This is a genomic window from Sphingomonas sp. RS2018, from assembly GCF_054489605.1.
The window spans coordinates 47626-73450 of record NZ_JBTMWL010000006.1 but is presented as its reverse complement, the minus strand read 5'-3'; the positions used below and the strand labels follow the sequence as shown (position 1 = coordinate 73450).

Sequence of the window (25825 nt, the reverse complement as noted above, 5' to 3'; positions counted from 1 at the left end):
TCCTGCCGGCAGCGTGCCGAACAAGGGCGGCGAAACGGCCGCCGATGGCAGTGACGGTCGCCTGAACGGCGACAACCCCTATGGCGGCATGCTTTTCACCGAAGCGAACTTCCACATTGCCGACGAGCTGCGTGCCGTGGCCGACGAGCTCGGCCGACCGATGGCGCAAGTCGCTTTGGCCTGGGTCACGTCCCGACCAGGGGTTTCGTCGGTGCTGATGGGCGCGAGCCGGCCCGAACAAGTCACGCAGAACGCGGCGTCGCTCGACATCACGCTTTCGCCAGAGCAACTGACGCGGCTCGACGCGGCGGGAGCACCACCGATGCTCAATCCCTACTTTATCTTCCAGATGCCGCGGCAGCAGATTTTCGGCAGCAGCCATATTCGGCCATGGGAGCACTAGATTAACTCCTAATGGTGCCCCGAGTATGATCGCAGCAGCTTAAAGCGTGAATGAACCGGTGTCCGCGTTCGGGAACCGCTTGAGAGATCCTGAATGACCGGAAATGGGTCAAAGCGGATCGGCCGGTGCTGTCAGTCTAAAGCGAACCGCTCTCCACATGATGCACCTCGGGCTTTGAGGATGGCAGCCTAGCTGGCAAGCGTCTGCCACTCCGCCAGCGCGGCGGAGCGTCGTTCCCGGTAAGTTTCTCGATCGATGAGGTGGCGCTCCAGGCTGAAGTGATTGTGGACGTTGGCGTGGACAGAGGCGAACTTTTGCAACGTCTTCATCTGCCTAAACCGCAGCATCGCCCGCTCTCGTCGTCGAAACGGCAGATGCGAGTTTTCTACCCTATTGTTCGCCCAGCGGCCGATCTCCTGCTTCTCGCCATTGCCGAGCTCATTCATCGCGGCGCGGTAGCTGCGCAGGCCGTCGGTGGTGATCGCTTCGGGCGAGCCGTGGCGCTTCAGCGCCTTCTTCATGAAACCGAGCGCCGCTGCCTTATCGCGCGTTCTAGTGACGTAGCTCTCGAGCACTTCACCCTCGTGATCTACCGCTCGCCACAGGTAGACCATCTCGCCATTCAGCTTCACGTACATCTCGTCCAGATGCCAACGCCAATGCCGGAAGCCGCGCATGCGGCTCACCCGCTGCCGCCGGATGTCGCCGGCAAACAGCGGCCCGAACCGGTTCCACCAGAGCCGCACCGTCTCGTGACAGATGTCGATCCCGCGCTCGAACAGCAGGTCTTCCACGTTTCGCAGCGACAGCGGGAAGCGCACGTACATCAGCACGACCAGCCGGATCACTTCCGGTGACGAGTTGAAGTAGCGGAACGGCGAGGCTGGCTTGCGAGGACGAGGCATGTCCGGCCCCTACCCCGCCTTGCTTACCGACCGTTGCATTTGGTTTGACGGAGCCCTGTCGTTGCATCACAAGAACGGCTGCCTCGGAAGCAGACGTAGGTTGAAGCGCTAGCATTGGCATAGGCGCACTCCGGTCCCCATATGTGTCAGGTAAGGAGAGGCAGATGGCCGGTGGTTGGGCGCGCGATGGCGCGGTGCAGGATCAGATCGATGATTCCGTGGCAGACGCAGTGTTGGCCGCACGCGCAAGCATGCCAAGCGGAACGGGTGAGCCGTTCTGCACAATCTGCGGCGACGAGATCCCCGACGGTCGGCGCCGAGCGCTGCCCGGCGTGCGGACCTGCGTAACGTGTCAGAGCGGTCGCGACCGGCCTCTCGCCGCTACGTTTAATCGGCGAGGCAGCAAGGACAGTCAGCTGCGGTGACCGTCCCGGACTGTCGCGCGCTTGGCGACAGCCCAGAAGGGCGCTGTCAAAGCAACTGCACTGGGCGCACCCGATGCGAGTTTATGCCCCGTTAGCTTGCCCCTCGGCAGGCGAACGGCTTTGTTCCCAGAACCAAGCCGAGCAAGTTCGCAGCACTGACAGCTCGACCGGCGTGGCGCACTACCCCTGAAGAACACGTTAGCTTAGGTACTCGGAAGGTCGGTGCGTTAGGTTTGACAGCACCGGTGCGAGAGGTGGACGGCGCGCGCTTTCTCGATGCGATGGCTTGGAACCTCCGGACGCACGTGCCCGGCAAGCGCATCGACAAGATCACCGGCAAGCCCGTGATGCTGACGAAGGACGTGACGAACGTCCGCAACCTGTTGTCACCATTCTGACGGTCGATGCTCGACCGTCCAGCGCAGCGCTGCCTCGTACCGGTGACGACCTTCAGCGAGTATGGTCAGACGCGCGGCTCCGACGGCAAGCTGCCGCTGCACTGGTTCGACATCCCGTCGCGGCCGATCTTCAGCTTTGCGGGAATCTGGCGTCCGACCGAGGGCGGTGTCCGGTTCGCATTCCTGACATGCGAGCCCAACAGCATCGTCGGGTCGATCCACCCTAAAGCGATGCCGGTAATTCTGCAGGATGGGGACGAGCAGCGCTGGCTCGATGGCGCGCCGGCGGCAGAGCTGGCCCAGCCTTACCCGGCACAGCTGATGACCTTGGATAAGCCTGCCGCGGGGTGACTAACGTCACATAGGGATGCGAACCGACACCCGTTTCTGCAATTTCGCCAACACGATAGACACCATCGCGTAATCATCTGCGGCCTAGGGGAACCTGCGGTCTGCGTATCACGGCCGTATGTAGGGGAAGCAGGATGGGGAAGTGTTCGCTCCTTCATCCTGCTTCTTTGTCATGTCAAAACGGAACGCTTCCTGTGACCTCGATCAACAACTTCGTTGCGCATCCGACCCGTCTGGGGGCATGTAAAGTCTATGGCGTTGGTCGATCATCCACGTTTCGCCGAATGGTCAGCGTCGTTGCAAGCATTGCGCGATGCAGCAGACAGCTATCAGCTTGCCACGGCGTTTAACAAGGCGGCTGACAACGCCGAGTTGGAACGCGAGCTGCGTACCGCGCTCGCTGAGCTTCTCGCGCAATCGGGCAAATTAGACGGTTAGGCGATCGCCCCTGTCGGTCGAGCCGGGTCTCGAGCGCGATGGCCCCTACTACGGAGCTACGCGGGACCCTAAAAAGCCGCCAGCCTTTCGACTGACGGCCCTCCTGCCTGATCAAAAGGGAATAAGATCAGGCAAAGCGGATACGCACTTCCCGTGAGTGGCGGCGCAGGGCAAATCCCATCCCCCCGAAGCCGATTAGCATCATCGCCCAAGTAGCTGCCTCAGGCACCGCGGGCGCTGTCACCGCGAGCAACGTGGCGGTGGAGCCTCCTGAAGGACGCAGCGTCAGAACATCGAGGTTCACTGCGTTGATACGATAGACTGAGGTCTGATTGCCAACGCCCGATTTTCCACCGCCGCCGGTATGTATCCCGAGAAACACTGTTCCGTTGAGCACGCCGGGAACGTTGACCGCTGAATTGGCCTCACCGCTCAATGACACGATGCTACCGTCCGCCAGCGCACTATAGCTGACCGTAGTTCCCGCATACCCCAGCGCGGACAAGGCGGTCCCGAGAATCGCATTGTTGGCATTGTTGAGCGAGTTTCCGGAGATACGGCCGTAACAACTTACCACTGTAGACCCACCAGACAACTGCAGGTCGTCAAGACAACCACCACCGTTCACTGTCGATGCCGCAAGTGCGGGGGCGCTTACGAACAAGCCGACCGCCAGAGTCAAAAGTCTGATCTTCACGTGCATTCCCCAAAACAAGTCTGTCGCACCGTTATCCGGGGAGCGACATGGTTAGTATCGTCGCGAAACTTATCGCTCCTGCACGTGGGGTACCTGGCAATCAACTACGAGTATACGGCTATTAACCTTCATAATATCCACTGTTCCATAATGGAGCACAGTGAGCAAAGGCTAATCTTTGGCTCCGCCCACGGCACCGCTGCGACGCGAAAAAGCCGCCGACCTTTCGATCGACGGCTCCTTCAGCCCAACCCGAGGGGTGGTTCGGTCAGGCGAAACGAACGCTCGTCGTGACCTTCGAGCGACGACGCATGGCGAAGCCGATGCCGCCAAAGCCGAGCATCATCATGCCCCAGGTCGCCGGCTCCGGCACCGCCGACGTCGTCACCGTCGCGATTGTAACCAGGCCGGTGCGCGCGGTGCGCTCGACGTTGCTGCAGCAGCTGAGGGCATCGAGGCCTTCTCCCGCACCGTTGCGATCGAAGCATCCGGTGGCGCCGCCCTGCAGGCAGTAGAACGGGCCGCCCGAGCCGAACGACGGCGACTGGAACAGGGCGCCGCTGTTCGAGCCAAAATCGAACTGCAGGTTCGATGCGGTGGCGGTGAAGCCGGTGCCGGAAACGCCGAGGCTCGAGTTGGCGCGGGTCAGCGTGATCGCGCCGGTAGGATCGGTCACGGCGATCGAATAGGCGGTGATGTTGGCGGCGGTCAGCGCGCCGATCGTGCCGTCGGTCGTGATCGACAGGTTGACCGAACCCGCGCCGACGGTGCGCGTCGTCGAAACATAGGTGGCGGCGTCCGCCGTGCCGGTCACGGCCAGCGTCGCCGCGGCCGCAAGTGCGTAAATCCTCTTCATGATACCCCCCCCGGGAAGGCGTCGCGCCCGCCGCTCGCCGTTGACGGGTTCGTTAACAGGGCGTTCACCGAAAGCCAGCGTCTTTTTTTTACATAGAATCGCAAGTTCCCAACTTGGTACGGTTTGCGTCAGAATTAACGTGCCGAAACACTGTGGCCCCCTGACGCCGTTTCTATAAGGCGTCTCAGTCAGACCTGCAGGTATCTGCAGCGTGTGGCACTCTACCACGAAGCGCTCGCTGATATTCTTCCGACAGCTTTGGTTGAGCGTTAATCACACGGTCGCTGTCGTAGTCGTCCTGCTGGTCGTCGGTCGCTGGCGGGGCGGGATACTCGTCGAGCAGCATCATGGGCGGCTCGTCGAACCATCCTTCTGGGTTGCCCTGATCGTCGTATCCGAAGAAGCCGTTGCCGCGGATCTCGATGCGACCGTGCGGGCCAGTGCCGTCAATAACCACGAACGCTTCCGTTGCCTCGCTAGCATCAGGCGGGGCCGCGCCGATTACCCCGAACCCACAGTAGTAATCAAAGCCGGCCTGCTCTGTCTTACCCTCGTCAGAGAACCCCAACGTCGGGCGCCGGCCCTCGCTCACCTCGTAATCGCCGTGCTCGACGATCGCACCGCCCTCCAGCGACAGCAGGGCGACGATACGCGCCTGGGTGATCGTCCATTCGAGGCTGCGTGGCTCGCCTGCCATCGTCTTCCTCCTGCTCGTTCACGATACGGAGACGCGCGCGACCGGCGACGGCATTGAGCCCAAGCGATTCTGATTCACGATGAGGTGTCGCACCCGCCTGACCTCAACCGATGTCATGCTCGTCGTATCGCAGATCTGCCCGACGACACTCGCTCAACAGGAACTACGCGCTTCGCGAGCCCTTGAGCCACCCATGGTGAACGACAACGAGAAGACGGCCGCCTTCGTCACGGCGCGCGCGATGGTGGACACGCACGGGCGAAGGGCACGGCAGCTTGTCGTGGACGAGATTGTGCGGGCGATAAAGGATCACGACATCGACAAAGCCAAACGCTGGGACGTTGTCGCGCAAAAGATCGACCGGCTTCTTGCAGCCTAATCTGGTGTCGCGACGTACCTGAGCCACGTCGAAGCCTTACAACCGGCAGCTCGGATACGCCGCGACAATCAGATACTTAGAGAGTAACGACTTAATGAGTCCGGTACGCAGTTGTGAGTCGGCGTTCAGGATCGTCAGGTTACCCCGACAATCGCTGAGGCGCGCCCCGGGCTTGTCGTTCGCTCCGCAGCGACAGGCAGTCCCGCCCACAACGATTTTGCGGACTGCGGCATGCTATAAACGGGCCGGTAGCGTCTAGCTCTCCGCGTTACTGGTAGCCGCCCTCTTCAGCACGCTCTTCGGCGGCATCTCGCTGCGCCTTTTCCATGTCGTTCTCGTCGCCGTCAGGTGCGGGTGCGTCCTCCAGTGTATCTTCGGACACGCTGGCTCCTTCACCGGGGACGTTGCTCTCGTCACGCTCGAAGCCAGGCTCTTCGTTTGAGGGGGTAGTTGCCATTTGCCTTCTCCTTCAGCCCGATGAACGCTTGGCTCTCGAGATTGACGCCACCGGCTAGCCGCAAACTTGGGCGCAAGCATCATCCGAATCCGTCCCGCCCGTACCATGAGAGGCTGCGTGCGACTGAACCCGGCAGCGGCGCGTTCTGGGCGCGAGGGGTGCTGTCAAACGTAACGCACCCAGTTTCGCGACACGATCGCTCACGATATCTTTATTGGCGTTGGGGCATGCAGGCGGAGCTGTCAGTGCTACGAACCCGCTCGGCTATGTTCTGAGAACGCTGCCGCTTACCTGCCGATGGGCAGGCACGCGGGGATGTAACACGCGCTGAGAGCGGATGGTGCCGTTGCTTTGACAGCACCCACTCAACTAGCTGATAAGCCTTCACGGATCGAAATGTCCGTCAGTGCGCCATCCGTGGCAGAAACCGCCCCATATTAGGACATTCCCTGAAACGATAGGTAGTTAGCTCCCTTTTCTGTCAAAGAGATTCGACGCGACATTTACCGACGATTAACGTATTAAGTTCTTGGAGCCTTGCGGGGGTGCCCAGCGATTGTGTTCGCTGGAAGGGCTTCAACTTGGTCGGAAATCCGACAGTTGAGTCTTTGGGGGGAGCGTCATGAAAAAGTTCGTTTTAGCTACTTTAGCTGCAAGCACAGCAGCCACCTTTGCTGCGCCTGCGAACGCTGCCATTTTTATTGGCGTATCTGTCAACGGCGGTGCAATCGTGCAGGTCGCGACCGACGGCGGCTCGGGCACCGCAAATTATAATACCACGGCGGGCAACTTCACCTATAACGTGGGCGCCACGGGTTTCCCGATCCTCGTATCGCCGAACCTGCTTACTCAATCGGTCAATATCAAAAACAATAACGGCAACGCGCAGACCGTGTCCGTTTTCATTACCGAGACCGATCTATCGTCGTTCAATGGTTCGCTAACTAGCGCTTTTACATCGAACGTACCTACCAACTCGTCGACAGTTATTAGCTCGTATTACAGCACGGGCAATGCTTTGTGGGGTGGCACGCAATTGCGTTCCTCGACCTTCAACGCTGCCGGTACGACCACGGCAACGGACACCTTGAACCTGACTGGACCGTTTTCCGCAACTGTCAGGTACGATATCACTTTCAATTCTGGTCGGGGCGGCGACTTCAATGGCACTGCCAATCTTAATGCTACCGCTGTGCCGGAACCGGCGACGTGGGGCATGTTGATGGTCGGCTTTGGGGCGATGGGCTTTGCGATGCGTCGCAAGAAGACCACGACACGGATCCGGTTCGCCTGATCGGGGCACCCCCTTGGATCAGGCCGAACGGAGAGCCGCTGGTCGAAAGATCGGCGGCTCTTTTGCATCTGCCGGATAGTCCTCGTTCCCTTTGCGTTCTAAAGCCCGTTCGACTCGAAAGGATGGCGCGATGGGTGGTTTTCAACGATGGGGCGAAACGCTACCGGCGACGACGGCGAAGCCGGAACCCGATGAAGCAGGGATGATCGTACACGCCTATTACGACGTGTCGATCTACGCTGGTACCAACCAAGCTGAACGCTTCGCCGCTGCCGTCACCGATGATGAGGTAGCATCCGCAGCGCAGAACATGCCGTTCGCCACGGTGAAGTTTTACCAGCTACACGCTGATGAGCCGATGTTAGATCCTATGGAACCGGACGTAGTGCTGCCCTACTAGGGTATATGTGCAACGGTGCTAGATTGGTGGGCAACCAGTTAACAAGCGCAACGCCAGCGCTGTTATCGACGATAGCGCAGAAGCCCCGCAGACGGGCGCTACAGGGGCAAACGTTAAGAGAGGTAGGCTGACTGCTGCCGAGGCTAAAAAGGCCGCACAGCGGCATTTAAGCGGCGAGTAGTCGGTATCCTGTCTTTTCTTCGAAATGGCGCGCGAGCAAAGAACAATGTGTTTCTTCTTGAGCGAGTTGTACCAAATCAAGACGTCGCGGCTTTGTAAGAAATTACCATCGCTTTTGATGAACGCCATGTTAATGACCGCTTCAATGGCGAGCGGCGGGCGCGGCGCCTCGGGGGTTCGAAATGAAGACGATTTTGATGGCAGCTACGGCTGTGCTGTCGCTGACCGCAAGCGTAGAGGCTTCGGCAGCTTACACGATCACCTATCAGCAGGTTGGTAGTAACGTCGTGTCCACAGGGAGCGGGTCGCTGCTTACCGCCTCGGGTTCGGCCGGCTTCACGGGTAGCTTTTACGGATATGTATCGGCTTCGCGGCCCGAACTCTACGTGGGCAGCGGAGATTATATCATTCGTAATTTTTCTTCGGTGAACGGACCCAGCACCTTGGGCGCTGGTACCCAAGTTACCGCAGACGTTAACACAGGCGTCTTTGCGGGATACTTTTACACCGGAGATGTATTAAGCATCCTTACTTCTGCAAGCTACGTGTCTGGCACTGACCTTGGAACAAGCACGTCAACTTATAACAATCGAACAATTGCAAGTCTTGGCCTGAACACCGGGACTTACGTATACAATTTCGGGCAAGGCGCTAATGCGGATAGCCTTACGATTCAAGTTGGCGGGTTGTCCGCGGCAGTGCCAGAAACCAGCACATGGCTTATGATGATCGCTGGCTTCGGTGGCATCGGCTTCGCAATGCGTCGTAAGAAGGTCACAACTCGTATTCGTTTCGCCTCATAGGGGCACCCCTCGGGTCAGGTGAAGGGAGCCGTCGGTCGAAAGATCGGCGGCTTTTCCTTTCCTACGATGCGCCTATCCTGCCCCTATGTGTAACCGCGCTAGATTCATGGGTGAACCGGCAACGCTGTTCGGCGCAGCCGATAAGCTGTTCACCGAACGCCCCCGCGACAACCGCTTCGATCCACAGGAGCTACGACCCAAGAACCGCAGCTTTGTTATCCGTGAGCAGGACGGTGAACGGGCATGGGACGTTATGAATTGGGACGTCCTTGGTGGCGCAGCGGCATGGCCCATGACGAATGTCCGTAACCTCGCCCTACCGCAGTGGAGGCGGCTAGCGGAAATGCCCGAAAACCGCTGTATCGTACCTCTTACCGAGTTTGCGGAGTGGACGCCCGACAAGCACGACCTTGGTGACGGCAAGCCGCCCCTAAAGGGTGAAATGTGGTTCAGCGTTATCGATCAGCCTACCTTCGCTGTTGCCGGGTTTTGGCAGCATACTAAGGAGGGCCGCGGGTTTACGATGGTGACCTGCGATCCGAATGACTTGGTCGCGCCGATCCACCCCAAGGCGATGATAACGATCCTAGAGGGTAGCGACGTGGATACGTGGTTGCGCGGATCGTATGAGGATGTTGTCGCGCTACAGCGGCCCTATGATGCAAATAAGATGACAGTTCGGGGTCCGGTGTTCCCTACGCGGGGTAGGCGCTAGGAAAATTTTATGCGGTTGCGCTACAGTTGAGCGTGCATTCGGCGTCGCAGTAAATCCTTGATTTGCTGCTGCCCCTAGTTTGGTACTGTGTGTGCAACACCTTAAAATCATTGGGTACGGATTATCCGCCGTTGCGTATGCAGACCGCAAGATATCTACGCTATTATATGTCTAAGTCGCGTCGTTCTATTTCACCGGCAAGGGCATCGGCAATCGGATCACCAGCTTCACCGCCGGAGACGGCGTACGCATGCCGCAACTCTTCATCGGTTAAATTGCGCGGATCGGTCAAATCAAGAGACTTTGATAGCATTTTTACGAATATATAACAGCTTAAGCCATAAGAAACCTTTGCGCTCTTGTATATAAGCTTGCTTTCAATGGGATCACTTTGCTCTACAGCCCGTACTGAAACAACCGCGGCCAGTTCTGCAACTTCGCGAGCTATAAGAGGGTTTTCAAAATCGATAAGTAAGCGAGCGTGCGCAAAGCAGTTTCTTATTTTTCTTATGCGTTGCAAATCATCGGCCATCCGATCCGTTATAATAGCAAAGGCTTGAGCGACGACTATTTTAGAGTGAAAGTCGGATAACGGCCCCCGATTTTCGAAAAGCTTCTCCGCTATATCAGTAGACCGGCTTTTTAATGCTGACGTCATCAGCCCCTCTAGCGCTGACTCAACCATTGACGCTCCGACGATTGCAGCAGTCCGGTCGTTCTCCTTATGGAGGGCGAGCATCAATGCCTCCGCTTCCTCCCGCTCGGGAACACGCGAGGTTAGCGAGCGCAGTGTTTCCCGAGGCATACCCATGCTGTCGTACGCACCGAAGGTTTTCGCAATACCAACCCGTGACCGTTAGCGAATGTGTTTGCTGCACACGCTCACGTTAATCACGGCGCGATACGCTCGGCAGCGTCTAGACTACCCGCCCCCTTTTACGACCTCTTATGACGACAATCGAGAGAAGGTCAGGCGGGTCGTGAACGGCATGACACCCGCTACGGTGCTGTCAGTCTAAAGCGAACCGCTCTCCACCTGATGCACTCGGGTCTTTGAAGGCCGCAGTCTAGCTAGCAAGCGTCTGCCACTCCGCCAGCGGCGGAGCGTCTTTCCCGGTAGGTCTGTCGGTCGATGAGGTGGCGCTCCAGGCTGAAGTGATTGTGGACGTTGGCATGGACGGACGCGAATTTTTGGAGCGTCTTCATCTGCCTAAAGCGCAGCATCGCCCGCTCCCGTCGTCGAAACGGCAGGTGGCTGTTCTCCACCCGGTTGTTGGCCCAGCGGCCGATCTCCTGCTTCTCAGCATTCCCGAGCTCGTTCATCGCAGCGCGGTAGCTGCGTAGGCCGTCGGTGGTGATCGCTTCCGGCGAACCGTGACGCTTCAGCGCCTTCTTCATAAATCCAAGCGCCGCCGCCTTATCGCGCGTCCTGGTGACGTAGCTCTCGAGCACTTCGCCTTCGTGATCTACCGCTCGCCACAGGTAGACCATCTCGCCGTTCAGCTTCACGTACATCTCGTCCAGGTGCCAGCGCCAATGCCGGAAGCCGCGCATCCGGCTGACCCGCTGGCGGCGGATGTCTACTGCAAACAGGGGACCGAACCGGTTCCACCAGAGCCGCACCGTCTCATGGCAAATATCGATGCCGCGCTCGAACAGCAGGTCCTCCACGTTCCGCAGCGACAGCGGGAAGCGGACGTACATCAGCACGACCAGCCGGATCACCTCAGAGGACGAGTTAAATCGCCGGAAAGGGGAGGGGGGCAGCGCTCGTGATTTGCGGCTCATGGCCAACTGCTATCAGGCTGCCTGCCACGCTGCCACGTTCGTTTGACAGCGCCCGCCGAGCGCATAATTCATCGTCGCGAGCTCCGCGGGGCGAATTTCGTGGACCATCTGTTCCATGAGGCAATGATCCGGAGCCTTGTCGGGCCGCCATCTCAGCAGCTTGGTGCCGTGCCGGAACCGGTCGCCGGTAACCTGATCGTAGAGCATCTCGACGACCAGTTCGCTCCTGAGCGGTTCCCATTCGCTTTCCTTGCCATCGTTCCACCTGCTGGGGCCGCCGGGCGCGTTGCCAGTGAAGCCCGGCGCCTCGATGAGAGGCTTCAGTCGGCGAAGCATGTCGAGACGTTCGCTCGCGGCTATGCCGGAAGTAAAGCCGACATGGTTCAGGAGGCCGGCGTCGTCGTACAGGCCGAGCAGCAGCGATGCGACGCCCTCTCCCTCCTTGACGCGGCGAAAGCCGCCGACGACGCAGTCGGCAGTGCGATGCTGCTTCACCTTCAGCATGGCCCGCTCACCGGATCGGTATGGTTCTTCGATCCGCTTTGCGACAACGCCGTCCAACGCTCCGCCGCCCCGTGCGAGCCAATCTTTCGCGACGGAGATGTCGAACGTTCGGTCCGACAGCAGCATGGACCGGCCGCCATGAGAACGGTGGAAGGTCTCCAGACGCGCCCGGCGCTCTGAGAGCGGGCATTGGAGCAACTCCTGGTTATCGACCATAAGGCAGTCGAACAGCATGACCTGAGACGGCGTCTCGCGCGAAAGACGCTCGATGCGGCTGGCGGCCGGGTGGAGGCGAGCTTGCAGCGCATCGAACGAGAGCACGTCGCCGATCGGCAGGATTAGCTCACCATCGAGCGCGAACGCAGGGCAGTTGACCTGCCGGATCAACTGGACGACCTCGGGAAAGTAGCGACTGAGAGGCTTTCCCGACTTTGACATGATCTCGACCTCGTCGCCGTCACGGAAGATTAAGGCACGGAAGCCGTCCCACTTGGGTTCGAATTGCCAGCCTGCCCCTTCCGGCAGGTCGGATACCAGCTTCGCCTCCATCGGGGAGAGATCGGTCGCCACCATAATGCTCTCCCTTTGATTGGTCTAAGGTTGCTCTTTCGAACGCTCGAGGCGTGCGCCCGTTCACGGCATCGGCGCTCAACGGTCAAGCTCAGCGGTCCAAGGACGAAGACTCGAGCAGCTGGATCAGGTTCAGTGCATCGCCGAGCGCCACGGAGGAGGCCGTGTTGTCGAACATGCACCATGTGGGGCGCCCCTCTGCGAGATCCTGCTCGATCTCGTTCGCGTATGATCGCAGACGCTTCTCCCCATACGCCGATCGGTACATGACGGGTGAGCCATGCAGCCTGCGATAGGTCAGACCGCGCCACCCGCCAGGCTGGGCGGCGTCGGGCACCTTGGCGGGATCCGCCGCGACCCGAGCGACCTCTTGGTCGACGAGCAGCGCATCGGCCTCCTGCGTAAACCAGCTCGCATGACGGGGCTCGCAAACGATCCTGGCCCCGGTGTGCGCCGAGGCTGCGTTAAGGAAGGAGGATACGAGTGAGGCATCGAACGCGAAGCTCGGGGGAAGCTGCAGGAGGAGGACCGAGAGCTTGCCACCAAGACCGCCAGCTTCGCCTAGAAATCTATCGAGAGCGTCGGTCGCATCCACCAGCCGCCGGACATGGCTGATCTCCTTCGGGATCTTGGCCGAAAAGCGGAAGTCGTCAGGCACCGACGCCGCCCAGCGCTCCCAGGTGCCTCGTCTATGCGGCCTGTGGAACGAGGAGTTGACCTCGACGCAGGGCATCACGGCCGCGTAGCGCTGCAGCGCCGTTCCTTCCGCTGGAAACAAGGGCCTGTCATTTGCCGGGATCGCCCAGCCAGCGGTTCCGATCAGCGGCGACATGGGCCACCTACCCCGCACGATCTAAACCGTTCCATCATCGGGATTTCCGCTGCGCAGAGCGCGTCGTTTCGGAACCAGGTCGAACGGCCGTTGATTTTACTTTCAAGGAGAAGATCCATGGCTGACGACAAGAGCAAGCGCGGCGCGGGCGACCGCGCCCGGGTTGCCGGGGGGGAAGGCTACGAGGTGAACTATTTCGCCAGGAAGCACGACATCACCAGGCACCAGGCGGAGGAGCTCATCAAGAAGGTGGGTAACGATCGCGAGAAGCTCAACGAGGCAGCCGTGAAGCTCAAGAAGGTCAAATGAACGAGCGGTCCGCAGAGCTGGTGCATCCGCCCTTCGCGCTCCTGGTGTCGGCTTATCAAGAAGGCTGGCAACATGGCGCGGAAGTCTAACAGTACCGATCATCCTGAGGGTTCGGGAGGACGAACCAGCGGCGCTTCAGCGCCCCCGTTCCAACCCGTGCAGCTCGCCACACTGGTCGACCAAGTGCCCGCGGGAGACCGCTGGCTCCACGAGATGAAATACGACGGCTACCGCTGTCTGCTCAGTGTCGGCGGCGGCTCGTCCCACGCCTTCACGCGATCTGGGCTGGACTGGACGGACAAGTTCAAGCCGATCGTCACGGCGGCCGAGCGCCTCCTGTCGCGCTCGGCGCTCATCGATGGCGAGGTCGTGGTGATCGCCGCCGACGGTCGGACCAACTTCCAGTCGCTGCAATCCGCGATCAAGGCCGAACCAGGCCGGCTGGAGTTTTATGCCTTCGACCTTCCGCATCTCGACGGAGAGGATCTGACGGATCTTCCGCTGATCGGGCGCAAGGAGCGCCTGGGGAAGCTGCTCGAGGGTAGCGAAGGCCCGATCCACTATTCGGATCACATCGTCGGCAAGGGCGAGGCGCTGTTCGAGAAGTTCTGCGGCGCAGGCCTGGAGGGCGTCATCTCCAAACGCGCAGATGCGCCCTATGTCGGATCGCGAGCGGGTACCTGGCTGAAGACCAAGTGCATCAAGCGGCAGGAGTTCGTGATCGTCGGCTGGACGTCGTCGGACAAGGGTCGCGGCTTCCGCTCGCTGCTGCTCGGCGTCCACGAGGACGGCAAACTGCGCTACGCAGGCAAGGTCGGCACCGGCTTCGACAATGACGAGATCCTGAAGCTGGGCGAGCTGATGGTGCCGCTTGCTCGCGACAATGCTTCAGTCGAAGCGCCCCGCGCGGCCGTCAAGGGCGCCCACTGGATCCGGCCGACGCTGGTGGCCGAGATCGCCTACACCGAGATGACGAACGACGGCACGCTGCGCCACCCGAGCTATCTCGGTCTGCGCGCCGACAAAAAGGCGGAAGCCGTGGTGCTCGAAATGGAGGCACCGGTCGCGGCGGTTGCTGCCGGCGTCGCTTCCACCGTCGTCATCACCAACCGCGACCGCGTCATCGATCCGGAGGGCGGCATCACCAAGGGCCAGCTCGCGGACCATTATGCGGCCGTCGCTCCGATCATGCTGCCTTGGGTCGGCAGCAGGCCGATCAGTCTCGTACGCTGCCCGCAAGGGCGGGCGAAGAAGTGCTTCTTCCAGAAGCACGACGCCGGCACCTTCGGCACGAGCGTGCATCATGTCGCGATTCTGGAGAAGGACGGCCATGAAGAGCCGTACCTCTACGTCGACGCGCCCGATGGCCTGCTCACCTGCGTGCAGATGGGGACGATCGAGTTCCACGGCTGGGGGTCCCGCATCGAGGACGTGGAGAAGGCGGATCGGCTCGTCTTCGACCTCGACCCGGACGAAGGACTGGACTTCGAAGCAGTACGACGCGCCGCGTTCCAGTTCCGCGACATCCTCAAGCAGATCGGCCTGGAGACTTTCCCGATGGTCACCGGCGGCAAGGGCGTGCACATCATCGCTCCGCTTACGCCCCGGGCCGAGTGGCCGGAGGTAAAGGACTTCGCCCACCGCCTTGCGATGGCCGTAGCGCAGAGCGACCCGGACAACTTCACGGCAGCGTTGCCGAAGGCGCAGCGCAAGGGTCGTATCTTCGTCGACTACCTCCGCAACCAGCGTGGCGCGACGGCGGTCATGCCCTACGCCGTCCGCGCCCGCGCCGGCGCTCCCGTCGCCGTGCCGATCACCTGGAAGGAGATGGAGACCATCGACAGGCCGGCGCACTGGCATGTCGGCGATGCTGCCGAGCTAGTGAAGCGCGCAGGTTCGAAGGTGCTCGCCGGCTGGGGGCGGGCCGACCAGGTCCTGCCGGATCTCTGAAAAGCCCATGAAGATTGCCACCTACAACGTGAACGGCGTCAACGGGCGCCTGCCCGTGCTGCTGCGCTGGCTGGAGGAAGAGCAGCCGGACATCGTCTGCCTGCAGGAGCTGAAGGCGCCGCAGGAGAAGTTCCCGGCGACCGCCATCCGCGACCTCGGCTACGACGCGATTTGGCATGGTCAAAAGAGCTGGAACGGCGTCGCAATCCTCAGCCGCGTTGGCGAGATCCACGAGACGCGGCGGGGCCTGCCTGACGATCCCGATCCGACGCAAAGCCGCTACATCGAGGCCGCGGTCAACGGCATCATCATCGGCGGGCTCTACCTGCCGAACGGCAACCCCCGGCCCGGTCCCAAGTTCGACTACAAACTCGCCTGGTTCGAGAAGCTCATCGCGCACGCGGCGACACTACTGGAGAGCGGCTTACCGGTGGTGCTCGCCGGCGACTTCAACGTCATGCCGACCGAAGCCGACGTATACAAACCGGAACGATGGACCAAAGATGCCCTTTTTGCACCCGAGGTCCGGGCGCTCTACGCGCGGCTCGTCGACCAGGGCTGGACGGACTCGCTCCGCACACTTCACCCCGATGAGACGATCTACACCTTCTGGGACTATTTCTGAAACGCTTATGGGCGGGACGCTGGTCTCCGCATCGATCATCTGTTGCTCAGTCCCTCCCTCGCCGATCGGCTGGGGGATGCGCAGGTGGACAGGCAGGTGCGTGGCTGGGAGAAGACCAGCGACCATGCCCCAACTTGGATACGGCTTGCGGCCGAGCAGCCGGCGTCAAAGCGGAGCCGCTCACCGCGGCGGAAGAAGGAACACGGACCACAGACCGCGCCCATGGGGAACCTTCGGACATAGTTCTGGAATCCGAACCCTCCCGCACCTTCGTACGACCATTCGAACTGGGGTAACCAGGTTGGTTCGACACTGGCCGCACACAGATCAATAGGAAGGTCGAATTTATCATCGGTCTCGATGAAGAGGAATTCTGCCGCCGACCTAGCGGCGGCACCGTTTCTAGTCCGGACAATAACCATAGACCTGAGTGCATAGGTCTTACGTTTTTATCATTTTGAAGTCACAGAAGCGGCATGGTTTAGGGGCACGGTAAGGCTATCGACAAGTGTCGAAACGTCGTTCTCGCTCAGCCAGGGTTCTAGATAAGCTCGATCGAACCGTGCTTCATGGGTGAGGCGTTTCGCATCTTTGATCAGCAGTTCCTGATGCGCCAGTTCGACAGAACCGCTTTCGCGAAGCCGTCTGAGTACGCGGTTTACATGGACGGCCGTGAGGCCGAGCGCGTCGCCCACCTCCTCCTGAGTGAGCGGAACCTCGCATCGACCGTTATCTGCCAGGCCGACGATCGCGGCCCGCACGTATAATTCGCAAAGCAGATGGGCGACCGTGGCTCTAGCGTTCGTCGAAAACAGCAGCCACTTTCGCAGGATCGCTTCCTCGATAAGTTTGGCTCGCCAAAGCGCCATGTTGATTGCCGGGTGATAACGAAGAGACTTGCCAGCTTTTCGTAAATGCGTCTCCGTGCATCTTGACCGTACTGGGTACCCTCCGAGATGATCCCTCACCGGACCGGTATAGCACGAAGTTTATGCCAAATTCCGAGGTGGCTCGGCTTCAGCTGTGTACCAAATGGGTCGACCGAGCCCCCCCGGGCGCAAGCATCATCCGCAAACCCGGCGCAACGGGGCCTCGTCCACTTTCCTCCTAGTGTAACCAATTCACCAACCAGAGGCGTCCTATTGAGGCAGAATTTTCGGGAATTCGCCGGCCAGCTCTCGCGCAAGAAAGCCGATCGGTCCGCGGACCGTCGCTACCCTCCTCGCTGCCTGCCCGTGCAACCAGACCCCCCAGCAGGCAGCGATCAGTGGCATTGCGCCACGAGCGATTAGCCCCCCGATCGCGCCTGCGAGGACGTCGCCCGAACCGCCGGTGGCAAGCCCCGTTCCGCCGCCGCCATAGCGGAGCGACGTTCCGTCGGGCGCGCTTATGAGCGTGTCCGATCCCTTCAGCACAACGATCGCGCCATATGCTTTTGCGACAACTACGGCCGTTGTGACCGGATCATTCGCTACCTGCTCCTCCGACATGCCGGTTAGCAGCGCCATTTCGCCGTAATGGGGCGTGAGGACGATCCGTCCCGCAAACGCCGCAATTTCGGCTTGCACGTCACGCAGGCAGCCGATCGCCATCGCATCAATCACGAGCATCGCCGCGGTGTTACGGCCAGCGACATACCGTATCAGCCCGTCCGCCGTCCCGGGATCGCTGATGCCCGGCCCGATCACCGCAGAGTCGCAGGCGTCGAGAGGCGCGTCGAGCATGGCCGGCGCTGCCGCCATATCGATTTCGCCCGAGATACTCTCGGCGAGCGCGATCACCCCGGCCTCCGGCGTGAGCAGCCCCAAGGGCAAGGCGATCGATGTCGGCACCGCCAGCTGCAGTTTCCCGGCGCCGACCCGCAGCGCCGCCTCTCCGGTCAACCGCAGGGCGCCGGGGACCTGCCGAGACGCGCCAATCGCCAGCACGCGACCGCGACTGTTCTTCGTCGTGCCCCGCCCGTGCACTGGGGGCGGGTTCGCCGCGATCCATTCACTGTCCAGCCGGATCGGATCTTTGCTCATCCCCGTACGCCTGGCGTGCGTTCGGGCTCGCTCGTGACGGACGCCGTATCGTCGCCGGCCAAATGCGGCAGCGCGTTGTAGCGGACCAGGGCCATCGACCCATGAGTGCCGGCGGCAGGATCGAAGCGATATTCCGTAACGGAGGCATTTGCCACATCGCCCTCGGCGTCGATCGCCAAGATCTCCTGTTCGGTCAGGCGTTCGACGACATAGCGCAGGCACAACACTACCACCTGATGCGCGACGATCATCACCCGTTGGCCGGCGTGATGCAGCGCGATCGTGTCGAGCAACGAGCGCAGACGGAATATTACGTCGCACCAGCTCTCGCCGCCCGGCGGTCGATGGTAGAACTTTCCGAGAAGCCGCCTTAGGTGGGCCTGTTCCGGGTAGACGGACGCCACACCGCTGGTTGTCAGACCGTCGAGTATCCCGAATTCCTTTTCGCGCAGCCGCTCGTCAATGCAGATCGCCGGATCGCCATCAAGCCCGCCTGCCGATCGTAGCGACCGCGCTGTCTCCAGCGCTCGACGATATGGCGAGGCGAACAGCACGTCGGGTCGCTCCGCCGCAGGCCGGTCCGCGAACCACCGCCCCAGGGCCCGCGCCTGTTCCTTACCGAGTGCCGACAGTGGAATGTCGACGTCGCGGGCCGCGAGGTCGATGCGGTCGACGCCGAGCGCGTGCGCCCGGTCGCGCGCGACATTTCCCGCGCTCTCGCCATGACGCACGATCCACAATTGTTTTGGCCAACGGACGGTGGTCAAACCTTCGCCTCGTGGGTTCCCTGCTCGGCGCGCAATGCAGAGTAGCGGCGGGTTACCATCGGCAAGGAATCGTCGATCCAGGCCGCCATCGCCTCTTCTTCCGCCAGCGATTTGCGCAGCGCCGCGGTAGCCTGTTCGAAGCCACCATCGTCGGCCAGTGTTAGCAGCGACTTGTAGGCGGCAATTTCAAAATGCTCGAAGGCGTAATTGGCGAAGCTGTTCTTGACGATCTCGTCCCCGGCGACGCTGTGCATGATTGCCGCCATGCTGCCCGAAAGGCTGAGCGCCGCGTCCTTGAGGGCTGATCCGGACGAATCCATGTCGGCGAGGATCTCGTCCAGCCGTGCGATCTGGCCATGCGTCTCATCGATGTGCAAACGCAGGCGATCGGCGACCTCGGGATAATTGGTGATTCGCTCGACTTGCGGGGTCATGATCGAAAGCGCCTGCTTCTCGACCGCATGGGCGTTACGCAGACCGGTGACGAACAGTTCGTGCAGGATTTCTGGACGGGTGCTCATGTCTCTTCTCCTAAATGGACGACGGGTGACGGCCGGGAATGCGCTTCGACCGATGACGTCGTTCGTGGGGGTAGAACTCCGGGACAGCGTTTAGGTTGATATCTTTCTGGTTGATGCAGATTGCTGTTCGCTCAGACGATCGAAGTTTTTGACACGTCGGACGGCCAGGCACGACCGCGTAGACCGCCCCAGTCGCCACGCTCACCTGAAAAAGGCCTTTGGAATATGTGTTATCCGACAGGCCAGATCGCCTTCGCCGGACGCGACGATATAGTGGTCGCCGCCGTCCACGATGCCCGTGGTGAAGACCACGTCGCGCACGTACATTTGATGCTCGATCGGGCGGGTGAGCTTTGGATCGGCCTCGAGTAAAGGTACGTGATCGGTTGCGACCGTAATGCCGGGATCATTGCGATCGAGGATCGACCAATAGGTGCGATACACGCCGACGATCTCTTTCGGTTCGACGCCATGCCACAGGGTCAGCCAACCGCGATCGGTCAGGATCGGCGGGGTCCCGCCGCCCATGCGGGCGGTCGCGACCGTGGCAGCATGCGCGCGGATGCCGGGCTTGCGATACGGTTTCCAGTGTAGGGCGTCAGGGGAAGAGGCCAGATTGATTGACGGCCCGGCGCGCCACTTGCTGCCCGGCGGATAAGCAAAATAGAGGTCACCGAGCGGCCGCGTCTGTGCCCAATAGTGACCGTCGATCCGTCCTTCGAAGATTAGCATGTCCTTGTTCTGATGATCGAGTACGATGTCCTCGAAAGTCCAGTCGAGGCCGTTGTCGGAAGAATAAAGCGTCGTCGAATCGCGTTCGGGGCTGACCGAGCAGGTCGTCATCAGCCAGCGGTCCTCCACCTTGCTGATCCGCGCGTCCTCCAAGCCATACATCTGGAAATCCGCGTGCGGCGCGATCACCTTGTCATAGTGATGGGTCACCACGGCCAGTCCGTCCGGAGTCAACTCGACCGGCAAGAGCCAGGCGAGCGAAGTCAGCGCCATCACCTTCCAGCCGCTGCCCTGGAGAAGGAATTTGCGTGGATCGGCGGTATTGGCCGCACCGAGCGGCCAGGCGTCGAGCACATATCGGCCATCGTCCCAGCGGATGTTGTGGACATGGCCGTCGAATATCGGCTTGCGTAGCGCCTCGGCCACGCGAACCATCATCAACAGGTTGCCGTTGGGCAGCCGGGTCAATGCCGGATTGAACGCGCCCAGTACATAGGTCTCGACCCCCAACTGCCCCGCCAGTGGCGACCGAGACAAGTCGATGTCGTCCGGGACCAGGATCAGCTTGTCGACGCCATAGGTCATTCGCCGGCCTCCATGCGCGGCGCGAGAGTGAGTTGCTGGACGACGGACCGCCGCGGTTGAGTAAGGACGAACCGAACGCCGGCTGCAATGTCCTCGGCGCGCAACATCGTCTCGGCTTCGATCATCGCGCACTGCTGCTCGGTAGGAATGTCGGGAAGTTGCATGTCGGATCCGGTCTTGCCGGGTTCGATGTTGCTGACCCTAATGCCTTTCGGCCCGAGTTCGCGTCGCAGCGCCTGGGTAAAGCCCTGGATCCCGTACTTGATGCCGGCATAGACCGTTGATCCCGGCCCGAGGACGTAGGCACTCATCGAACCGATAAAGACGATGTCCCCGCGCTCGCCCAACCGCTCGGCCGCCATCCGCGCGCCGAGAAGGTAGGCGGTGAAATCGGTTGCGATGGCATAGCGGAGGTCGGCTTCGCTGGTTTCGCCGAGCGCACCGGCCGCGATGGCGGCATTGAGGACGACGATGTCCGGCGTGCCGATGCTAACTTGCGCTGCGTCGAAGAGGCGGCCGGTGCTATCGGCTTCGGCCAAGTCGATCGCGATGCCGTCGCTCTTGCTCTTTCCCTGGCTCACGGCGCTGACATCCGCCAGCGCATCTTGCAGATGTTGAGGGTCGCGTCCGCAGATGAAGACATCCGCCCCGTCGACTGCAAGCATCCGCGCGATGGCGCGACCGATCCCAGTCGTGCCACCGGTAACGATCGCGCGGCGGCCTTGCACAGGGATGACTTCGCTTGTGATATCGGCGACGGGGGGCATCAGCGTCTCCTTTTTGGTCGACGTGCCAAGTCGCGCGCAGGCGCGAAGTTCCGCCCGATAAAACAATAGCATCGCCGAACGTCTCGTGCTCCCTCCGATCCGTCGCAACCGTCGCCGTCAAACAGCGTTCGCATCGGCGGCAGATTGGATTGGAGGATCATGTGACTGTCGATACGCCCCCCGCTGCCGGACCATGCGTCTTGGCGTTGCGTGCGGAGTTGCGCAGCGGACGCATGCGGACGATCGGAACCTTCGACGTCGAAGGGCATGCGATCACTGTCGCGCTTGGCCATGATTCACTCTGGGCGATAGGCGGCCGCGATAGCGCGCGGATGGCGATCCGCACGGCATACAGCCCCGGGGGGCTAAAGGCGCGCCGGCTCAAGCCGCGAAAGGGCGAGTCAATGCGTGTGGCGTTGACCAGCGCGATCGGCCGGCACGTCGTTACGTTCAGTGTCGACACCACGGCTCATCCGGTGCTGCGCATCACGACCCGGCTGACCCCGTCGCAGGACCTGCTGGTGCCCTATCTACCGCGCGATCTCTATCCGCTGGGGCCGGAAGACGACCCGTTGACAGCGCGGGGCCATGTCGAAGCGGCGCAGCGCGGCCTGAACGGGGGACTGCTATACGCCCGGCTCGACGGACCGACACCGGGGACGTTCCTGTATCTCCAGAACCTCACCGCGATGAACCCCTATTACAACGACACCGATACCAAGCCGGACGGCGCGGTCGGCGGCGAATGGCCGGAACTCGGCTATCTGCCCCCGGTACCGCCGCAAAGCGGCACGCCGCCGACCAGTCCGCTACAAGGCGGCGAAGATGTCTGCCTGTCGGATGCGCTAATCGCCTTCCATCGCGATCCGCCGCTGAATGAAGTGCATTCGGCGCGACTATTCTTGCAACTGCTGGGCAGCATCTATCCGCTTCTCGACCAGCCAGCGCCCGAATTCCACGACTGGCCCGGGAGAGCTGAACGGACGTTGCGCGACCTCGCTGAGTCGCCGGCGGCGACGATCCGGCATTACGGCCATTTGTACGTCCATCCCTACACCGCGTCCGAATACCCGGATTCGATGGTGCAGGTGTCGCTTCTCGCCGCCATATACGACTATGGTTTGTGGCGTGGCGAGGACGTGCCGCTTGCGGCGGAACTCGCTGCGGGGCTGAACCGGTTCTTCGATCCCGCCTTGCCGTCGATCCGACGCTATCTTCCCAATGTCGGCGACGACAAGGATCGCGACGCGGTGGACAGCTGGTATCTGTACCATCCGCTGATCGGGCTCGGCACGCTGGCGCTGGGTGGTGATGCGAGAGCGCGACGGCTATTCCAGGGGTCGCTCGACTTCGCGATCCGCGCTGCGCGCCACTTCGACTATCGATGGCCGATCCAATACAAAGTTACGGACTTTTCGGTGATCACCCAGGCGCGTGGCGATACCGACCTAGGCCAGACCGACGTCGGTGGCATCTATGCCCATGTCATGCTGCTGGCGTTCGAACTAACGGACGATCCAAAATATCTGGCGGAAGCGCGCACCGCCATTGACGCAGCGCGGGGCATGCGGTTCGACCTGAACTATCAGGCAAATCTGACGGCCTGGGGGGCGGCGGCATGCATGCGACTGTGGCGGATTACCAACCAGCGGCGCTATTTGGACCAGAGCTACGTCTATCTTGCGAGCTTCTTCCACAACAGTGTGCTCTGGAATTCGCAGATCGGCGATGCAACGAATTATCAGACTTTCCTTGCAGTGAGCGCGCTTCATGACGGTCCGTACATGGCGCTGTACGAGTGTTTCGACAGCTTCCGGGCGTTCGAACGCTATCTAAAGGATAGTGGTCCCGATCTGGATCCCGCCGTACGGCGGATGGTCAGCGACTATTGCCGCTTCGCGCTGACCCGGGCCTGGTATTACTATCCCGATGCGCTACCCGCCGAGATGCTGTGCGCCAAGCCGCGGAACGGCCATATCGATGCCGATCTCTCGTTTCCGCTGGAGGACCTCTACGTGGGCGGCGATGTGGCGGGGCAGGTCGGGCAGGAAATATACGGCGCGGGGGCCGCGTTCGTGTTCGCGTCGCGCGCGTTCCACAGGATCGACGACGCCCCCTTCGACCTCTTCTGCGACACGTTCTTGCTTGCGAGCGATCGGACCGGGGAGTGTTCGCTGACGATACAACTTTGCGGCGACCCGGCGGGTCGTGCTGAGGTAAGGCTTATGGATAAAGCCGATACAGGGCTGAAGGGTGTCGAAGTCATCGTTGACCCGGATGGAATGATGAAAGGGACGACGACAACAGGCAGCCGCACGTTCGATGTCGCGGCGAACTCGCGTCTTCGTATCTCGTGGCAGTAACCTTTCTAATCTAGGACTGAAATAGCGGCTGTGATGTAACCTGAGCCCTTCAGATTGGTCCGTTCTTTGTGGGAATTCCCGGTTCGTTTTGGCAGTTGCCGGACGAGGAAATTCACCGATGAAAAAGTCGAGGTGCAGCGAACAGCAGATAGCGTTCATCCTCAAGCGGGCTGAGGATGGAACAACCGTCGAGGAGGTTTGCCGGAAGGCGGGCATTTCCATCCAGACCTACTATTGATGGCGCAGCAAATACGGAGGGCTGATGCCGTCGGAGATGAAGCGCCGCAAGGTGCTGGAGGAGGAGAACGTCCGGCTGAAGCGGCTGGTGGCCAACCTCAGCCTCGACAAAGGGATGCTGCATGATGTCATCCGCCGAAAAGTGTAAGGCCTGATCGAGCCCGGGAGATCGTCGGCTATTTGCAGGCGCGCTACCAGGTCAGCGACGGCGAGTCTGCGGCGCGTTTCTGATCAATCGATCGACCCAGCGCTATCAGTCCCGCCGCCTCGATCAGGCCGGCCTCAAGATGCGGATCAAGGAGTTGGCTGCGACCCGTGTTCGGCTCACGGGTATCGACGCATCCATGTTCTGCTCCGGCGGGAGGGCTGGGAGATCAACCACAAGCGCCCTCATCGGCTGTATCGCGAACTCGGGCTGCAGCTGCGCAACAAGACACCCAAGCGCAAGGTGAAAGCAAAGCTGCGCTTTGACCGGACGCCGGCGACGGCGCCCAACGAGTGCTGGTCGATGGATTTCCTGTCGGACCAGCTGTTCGACGGGCGCTAAATCCGGGTGCTGTCGATCGTCGACAACATCACCCGTGTGTCGCCAGCGCTCGACGTACGGACGAGCTACCGCGGCTCTGACGTGGTCGATATCCTCGACCGCATTGCCGCGGCACACGGTCTCCCCAAGCGCATTCGTCTGGATAATGGCCCGGAATTCATCTCGAAGGATCTCGATCATGTGGGCGTACCATTATGATGTGGTGCTGGACTTCAGCCGTCCTGGCAAGCCCACCGACAATGCAATCGCGGAGGCATTCAATGGCCGGGTGCGGACCCGAATGCCTCAACGCATACTGGTTCTTGAGCTTGGACGACGCACGGGTAAAATGTGAGGCGTGGCGGCGCGATTACAACGAGCACCGTCCGCACAGTTCCCTCGGCAACCAGACCCCGATGGAGCGTGCTTTGTCGTCATGGCAGGCATGCCTGCCCTGACGAAAAGAGAGCCGGTTTTCTCATATAGACCGGACCAGAGAAGGGGTGAGGCTCAAGACGACAATGCACTAACTAACAAACCCGGACCACCCGGTGGGGGCTGCTCACGACAACAGTAGCACTGCCGTGCAGGGATGGCCTAAGGAGCTACGAACAGGATTAAGAAGAGAAGCGACTTGGCAGTGGGAAGTGACGACAGAGAGGAGCTGATCCGCTCGATCCGGCTCTCGCCAATCGCTTCCATCGTCACCGATCCCAATGCCGCCGACAATCCCATCATCGCTGTCAATGAGCAATTCGAACGTCTGACCGGATATACGGAGGATGAGCTCGTCGGGCGCAACTGCCGGATCCTTGCAGGCCCGGAAACGAATCGAGCGGCGCTTGCCGCCCTGAGTGACGCCGTTGCCAATGCAACGCCAGTGGTTGCTGAGCTGCTCAACTATCGCAAGGATGGTAGCACGTTCGTCAACGCTGTGATGATCGCCCCCGTGCTGAACGAGGAGGGGGAACTGGTCTATTTCGTCGGGAGCCAAATGGCGGTCGATCCGGAACTGCATGATCCTGCTCGGGCCGCTGCGGCAGCTCGGGTCGCCGCGCTCACGTCGCAGCAACAAAAAGTCCTTAGGCTAATGGCGCACGGCCTGCGCAATCGGCAGATCGGCGAGGAACTCGGCCTCAAGGAGAAGACGATCAAGATGCACCGCGGGGCGCTCGTGAAGCGGCTTGGCGTTGCAACGCCTGCCGAAGCGATGCGCCTAGCTATCGAGGCGGGCTTCTAACGGTCCTCGTTCGCACCGACTTCTCAGATGCCGCACCGAATCCTGTTGCGCCTTTCCCCTTCTTCGATATGGACTTTGGGCTGTGGT

Annotated in this window: 26 protein-coding genes and 4 pseudogenes; 15 read left to right on the top strand and 15 right to left on the bottom strand. The window is 61.0% G+C overall.

Annotation, left to right across the window (positions count from 1 at the left end):
* On the top strand, positions 1-403 hold a 403-nt coding region (locus tag ACX40P_RS14860; protein WP_459127138.1), incomplete at its 5' end, for an aldo/keto reductase.
* A gap of 188 nt (positions 404-591) precedes the next feature.
* Here the strand turns inward: ACX40P_RS14860 and ACX40P_RS14855 are convergent.
* Positions 592-1308: an IS6 family transposase gene (locus ACX40P_RS14855; RefSeq protein WP_459127137.1), complete on the bottom strand. Its 717-nt coding sequence runs from the start codon at positions 1306-1308 to the stop codon at positions 592-594.
* Between the two features lie 164 nt (positions 1309-1472).
* Here ACX40P_RS14855 and ACX40P_RS14850 point away from each other — a divergent pair, with 164 nt between their 5' ends.
* From ACX40P_RS14850 to ACX40P_RS14840, 3 genes are all read left to right on the top strand, one after another.
* A complete protein-coding gene (locus ACX40P_RS14850; RefSeq protein ID WP_459127136.1) occupies positions 1473-1733 on the top strand; it encodes a DksA/TraR family C4-type zinc finger protein in 261 nt (86 codons plus the stop codon).
* A 404-nt stretch (positions 1734-2137) separates the two neighbouring features.
* Entirely contained in the window at positions 2138-2482 is a 345-nt protein-coding gene (locus ACX40P_RS14845) for an SOS response-associated peptidase family protein (RefSeq protein ID WP_459127135.1), read from the top strand.
* 252 nt (positions 2483-2734) lie between these two features.
* A complete protein-coding gene (locus ACX40P_RS14840; protein WP_459127134.1) occupies positions 2735-2920 on the top strand; it encodes a hypothetical protein in 186 nt (61 codons plus the stop codon).
* Between the two features lie 127 nt (positions 2921-3047).
* On the opposite strand, the gene ACX40P_RS14835 is transcribed toward ACX40P_RS14840, so the two are convergent.
* From ACX40P_RS14835 to ACX40P_RS14825, 3 genes are all read right to left on the bottom strand, one after another.
* The gene (locus ACX40P_RS14835) at positions 3048-3617 is read right to left on the bottom strand and encodes a PEPxxWA-CTERM sorting domain-containing protein (RefSeq protein ID WP_459127133.1); all 570 of its coding nucleotides are present in this window, start codon (positions 3615-3617) and stop codon (positions 3048-3050) included.
* 268 nt (positions 3618-3885) lie between these two features.
* The gene (locus tag ACX40P_RS14830) at positions 3886-4473 is read right to left on the bottom strand and encodes a PEPxxWA-CTERM sorting domain-containing protein (protein ID WP_459127132.1); all 588 of its coding nucleotides are present in this window, start codon (positions 4471-4473) and stop codon (positions 3886-3888) included.
* A 184-nt stretch (positions 4474-4657) separates the two neighbouring features.
* Positions 4658-5170 (bottom strand): hypothetical protein, encoded by a 513-nt coding sequence (locus tag ACX40P_RS14825; RefSeq protein ID WP_459127131.1) that lies wholly within the window; start codon positions 5168-5170, stop codon positions 4658-4660.
* A 193-nt stretch (positions 5171-5363) separates the two neighbouring features.
* Between ACX40P_RS14825 and ACX40P_RS14820 the strand changes: the two genes are divergently transcribed.
* Positions 5364-5549 carry a hypothetical protein gene (locus tag ACX40P_RS14820; RefSeq protein WP_459127130.1) on the top strand — a complete coding sequence of 62 codons (186 nt, stop codon included), beginning with the start codon at positions 5364-5366 and terminating at the stop codon, positions 5547-5549.
* A 268-nt stretch (positions 5550-5817) separates the two neighbouring features.
* On the opposite strand, the gene ACX40P_RS14815 is transcribed toward ACX40P_RS14820, so the two are convergent.
* Complete coding sequence (locus tag ACX40P_RS14815) at positions 5818-6006, bottom strand: hypothetical protein (protein ID WP_459127129.1); 189 nt, start codon at positions 6004-6006, stop codon at positions 5818-5820.
* 622 nt (positions 6007-6628) lie between these two features.
* Between ACX40P_RS14815 and ACX40P_RS14810 the strand changes: the two genes are divergently transcribed.
* The 4 genes from ACX40P_RS14810 to ACX40P_RS14795 all read left to right on the top strand — a co-directional run bounded on the left by ACX40P_RS14810 (position 6629) and on the right by ACX40P_RS14795 (position 9398).
* Positions 6629-7300: a PEPxxWA-CTERM sorting domain-containing protein gene (locus ACX40P_RS14810; RefSeq protein WP_459127128.1), complete on the top strand. Its 672-nt coding sequence runs from the start codon at positions 6629-6631 to the stop codon at positions 7298-7300.
* Between the two features lie 130 nt (positions 7301-7430).
* Positions 7431-7700 carry a hypothetical protein gene (locus tag ACX40P_RS14805; RefSeq protein ID WP_459127127.1) on the top strand — a complete coding sequence of 90 codons (270 nt, stop codon included), beginning with the start codon at positions 7431-7433 and terminating at the stop codon, positions 7698-7700.
* Positions 7701-8062: 362 nt separating this feature from the next.
* Positions 8063-8683 (top strand): PEPxxWA-CTERM sorting domain-containing protein, encoded by a 621-nt coding sequence (locus ACX40P_RS14800; RefSeq protein WP_459127126.1) that lies wholly within the window; start codon positions 8063-8065, stop codon positions 8681-8683.
* A gap of 85 nt (positions 8684-8768) precedes the next feature.
* Positions 8769-9398 (top strand): SOS response-associated peptidase family protein, encoded by a 630-nt coding sequence (locus ACX40P_RS14795; protein WP_459127125.1) that lies wholly within the window; start codon positions 8769-8771, stop codon positions 9396-9398.
* A 163-nt stretch (positions 9399-9561) separates the two neighbouring features.
* On the opposite strand, the gene ACX40P_RS14790 is transcribed toward ACX40P_RS14795, so the two are convergent.
* The 4 genes and pseudogenes from ACX40P_RS14790 to ACX40P_RS14775 form a co-directional block, all read right to left on the bottom strand.
* Positions 9562-10140 (bottom strand): hypothetical protein, encoded by a 579-nt coding sequence (locus ACX40P_RS14790; RefSeq protein ID WP_459127124.1) that lies wholly within the window; start codon positions 10138-10140, stop codon positions 9562-9564.
* Positions 10141-10465: 325 nt separating this feature from the next.
* Positions 10466-11165, bottom strand: a pseudogene (locus ACX40P_RS14785) (IS6 family transposase).
* A gap of 33 nt (positions 11166-11198) precedes the next feature.
* Positions 11199-12260, bottom strand: a complete 1062-nt coding sequence (locus tag ACX40P_RS14780; protein ID WP_459127123.1) for an ATP-dependent DNA ligase — start codon at positions 12258-12260, stop codon at positions 11199-11201.
* A 91-nt stretch (positions 12261-12351) separates the two neighbouring features.
* Positions 12352-13092, bottom strand: coding sequence for a DUF72 domain-containing protein (locus ACX40P_RS14775; RefSeq protein WP_459127122.1), 741 nt, complete (start codon positions 13090-13092; stop codon positions 12352-12354).
* 117 nt (positions 13093-13209) lie between these two features.
* On the opposite strand from ACX40P_RS14775, the gene ACX40P_RS14770 reads away from it, so the two are divergent.
* The 3 genes and pseudogenes from ACX40P_RS14770 to xth all read left to right on the top strand — a co-directional run bounded on the left by ACX40P_RS14770 (position 13210) and on the right by xth (position 16219).
* Positions 13210-13401 (top strand): DUF3606 domain-containing protein, encoded by a 192-nt coding sequence (locus ACX40P_RS14770; protein ID WP_262829133.1) that lies wholly within the window; start codon positions 13210-13212, stop codon positions 13399-13401.
* Positions 13402-13539: 138 nt separating this feature from the next.
* Positions 13540-15351: pseudogene (ligD, locus tag ACX40P_RS14765) on the top strand (DNA ligase D); the annotation flags it as partial.
* A gap of 7 nt (positions 15352-15358) precedes the next feature.
* Positions 15359-16219, top strand: a pseudogene (xth, locus tag ACX40P_RS14760) (exodeoxyribonuclease III).
* A gap of 209 nt (positions 16220-16428) precedes the next feature.
* On the opposite strand, the gene ACX40P_RS14755 reads toward xth, so the two are convergent.
* The 6 genes from ACX40P_RS14755 to ACX40P_RS14730 form a co-directional block, all read right to left on the bottom strand.
* Complete coding sequence (locus ACX40P_RS14755; protein ID WP_459127121.1) at positions 16429-16845, bottom strand: Crp/Fnr family transcriptional regulator; 417 nt, start codon at positions 16843-16845, stop codon at positions 16429-16431.
* 270 nt (positions 16846-17115) lie between these two features.
* Positions 17116-18000, bottom strand: a complete 885-nt coding sequence (locus ACX40P_RS14750; protein WP_262829130.1) for an NAD(P)H-hydrate dehydratase — start codon at positions 17998-18000, stop codon at positions 17116-17118.
* On the bottom strand, positions 17997-18767 hold the full coding sequence (locus ACX40P_RS14745) for a histidine phosphatase family protein (protein ID WP_459127120.1): 771 nt from the start codon (positions 18765-18767) through the stop codon (positions 17997-17999). Before ACX40P_RS14745 ends, ACX40P_RS14750 begins: the two co-directional genes overlap by 4 nt.
* The gene (locus tag ACX40P_RS14740; protein ID WP_459127119.1) at positions 18764-19288 is read right to left on the bottom strand and encodes a ferritin-like domain-containing protein; all 525 of its coding nucleotides are present in this window, start codon (positions 19286-19288) and stop codon (positions 18764-18766) included. The genes ACX40P_RS14745 and ACX40P_RS14740 overlap by 4 nt, the downstream gene beginning before the upstream one ends.
* A gap of 201 nt (positions 19289-19489) precedes the next feature.
* A complete protein-coding gene (locus ACX40P_RS14735; protein WP_459127118.1) occupies positions 19490-20605 on the bottom strand; it encodes a glycoside hydrolase family 130 protein in 1116 nt (371 codons plus the stop codon).
* Positions 20602-21372: an SDR family oxidoreductase gene (locus ACX40P_RS14730; RefSeq protein ID WP_459127117.1), complete on the bottom strand. Its 771-nt coding sequence runs from the start codon at positions 21370-21372 to the stop codon at positions 20602-20604. The genes ACX40P_RS14735 and ACX40P_RS14730 overlap by 4 nt, the downstream gene beginning before the upstream one ends.
* Positions 21373-21776: 404 nt before the next feature.
* Here ACX40P_RS14730 and ACX40P_RS14725 point away from each other — a divergent pair, with 404 nt between their 5' ends.
* The 3 genes and pseudogenes from ACX40P_RS14725 to ACX40P_RS14715 all read left to right on the top strand — a co-directional run bounded on the left by ACX40P_RS14725 (position 21777) and on the right by ACX40P_RS14715 (position 25738).
* Entirely contained in the window at positions 21777-23735 is a 1959-nt protein-coding gene (locus ACX40P_RS14725; protein ID WP_459127116.1) for a hypothetical protein, read from the top strand.
* Positions 23736-23853: 118 nt separating this feature from the next.
* A pseudogene (locus tag ACX40P_RS14720) lies at positions 23854-24956 on the top strand (IS3 family transposase).
* A gap of 182 nt (positions 24957-25138) precedes the next feature.
* Positions 25139-25738 carry a response regulator transcription factor gene (locus ACX40P_RS14715; RefSeq protein ID WP_459127141.1) on the top strand — a complete coding sequence of 200 codons (600 nt, stop codon included), beginning with the start codon at positions 25139-25141 and terminating at the stop codon, positions 25736-25738.
* Positions 25739-25825 lie beyond the last annotated feature (87 nt).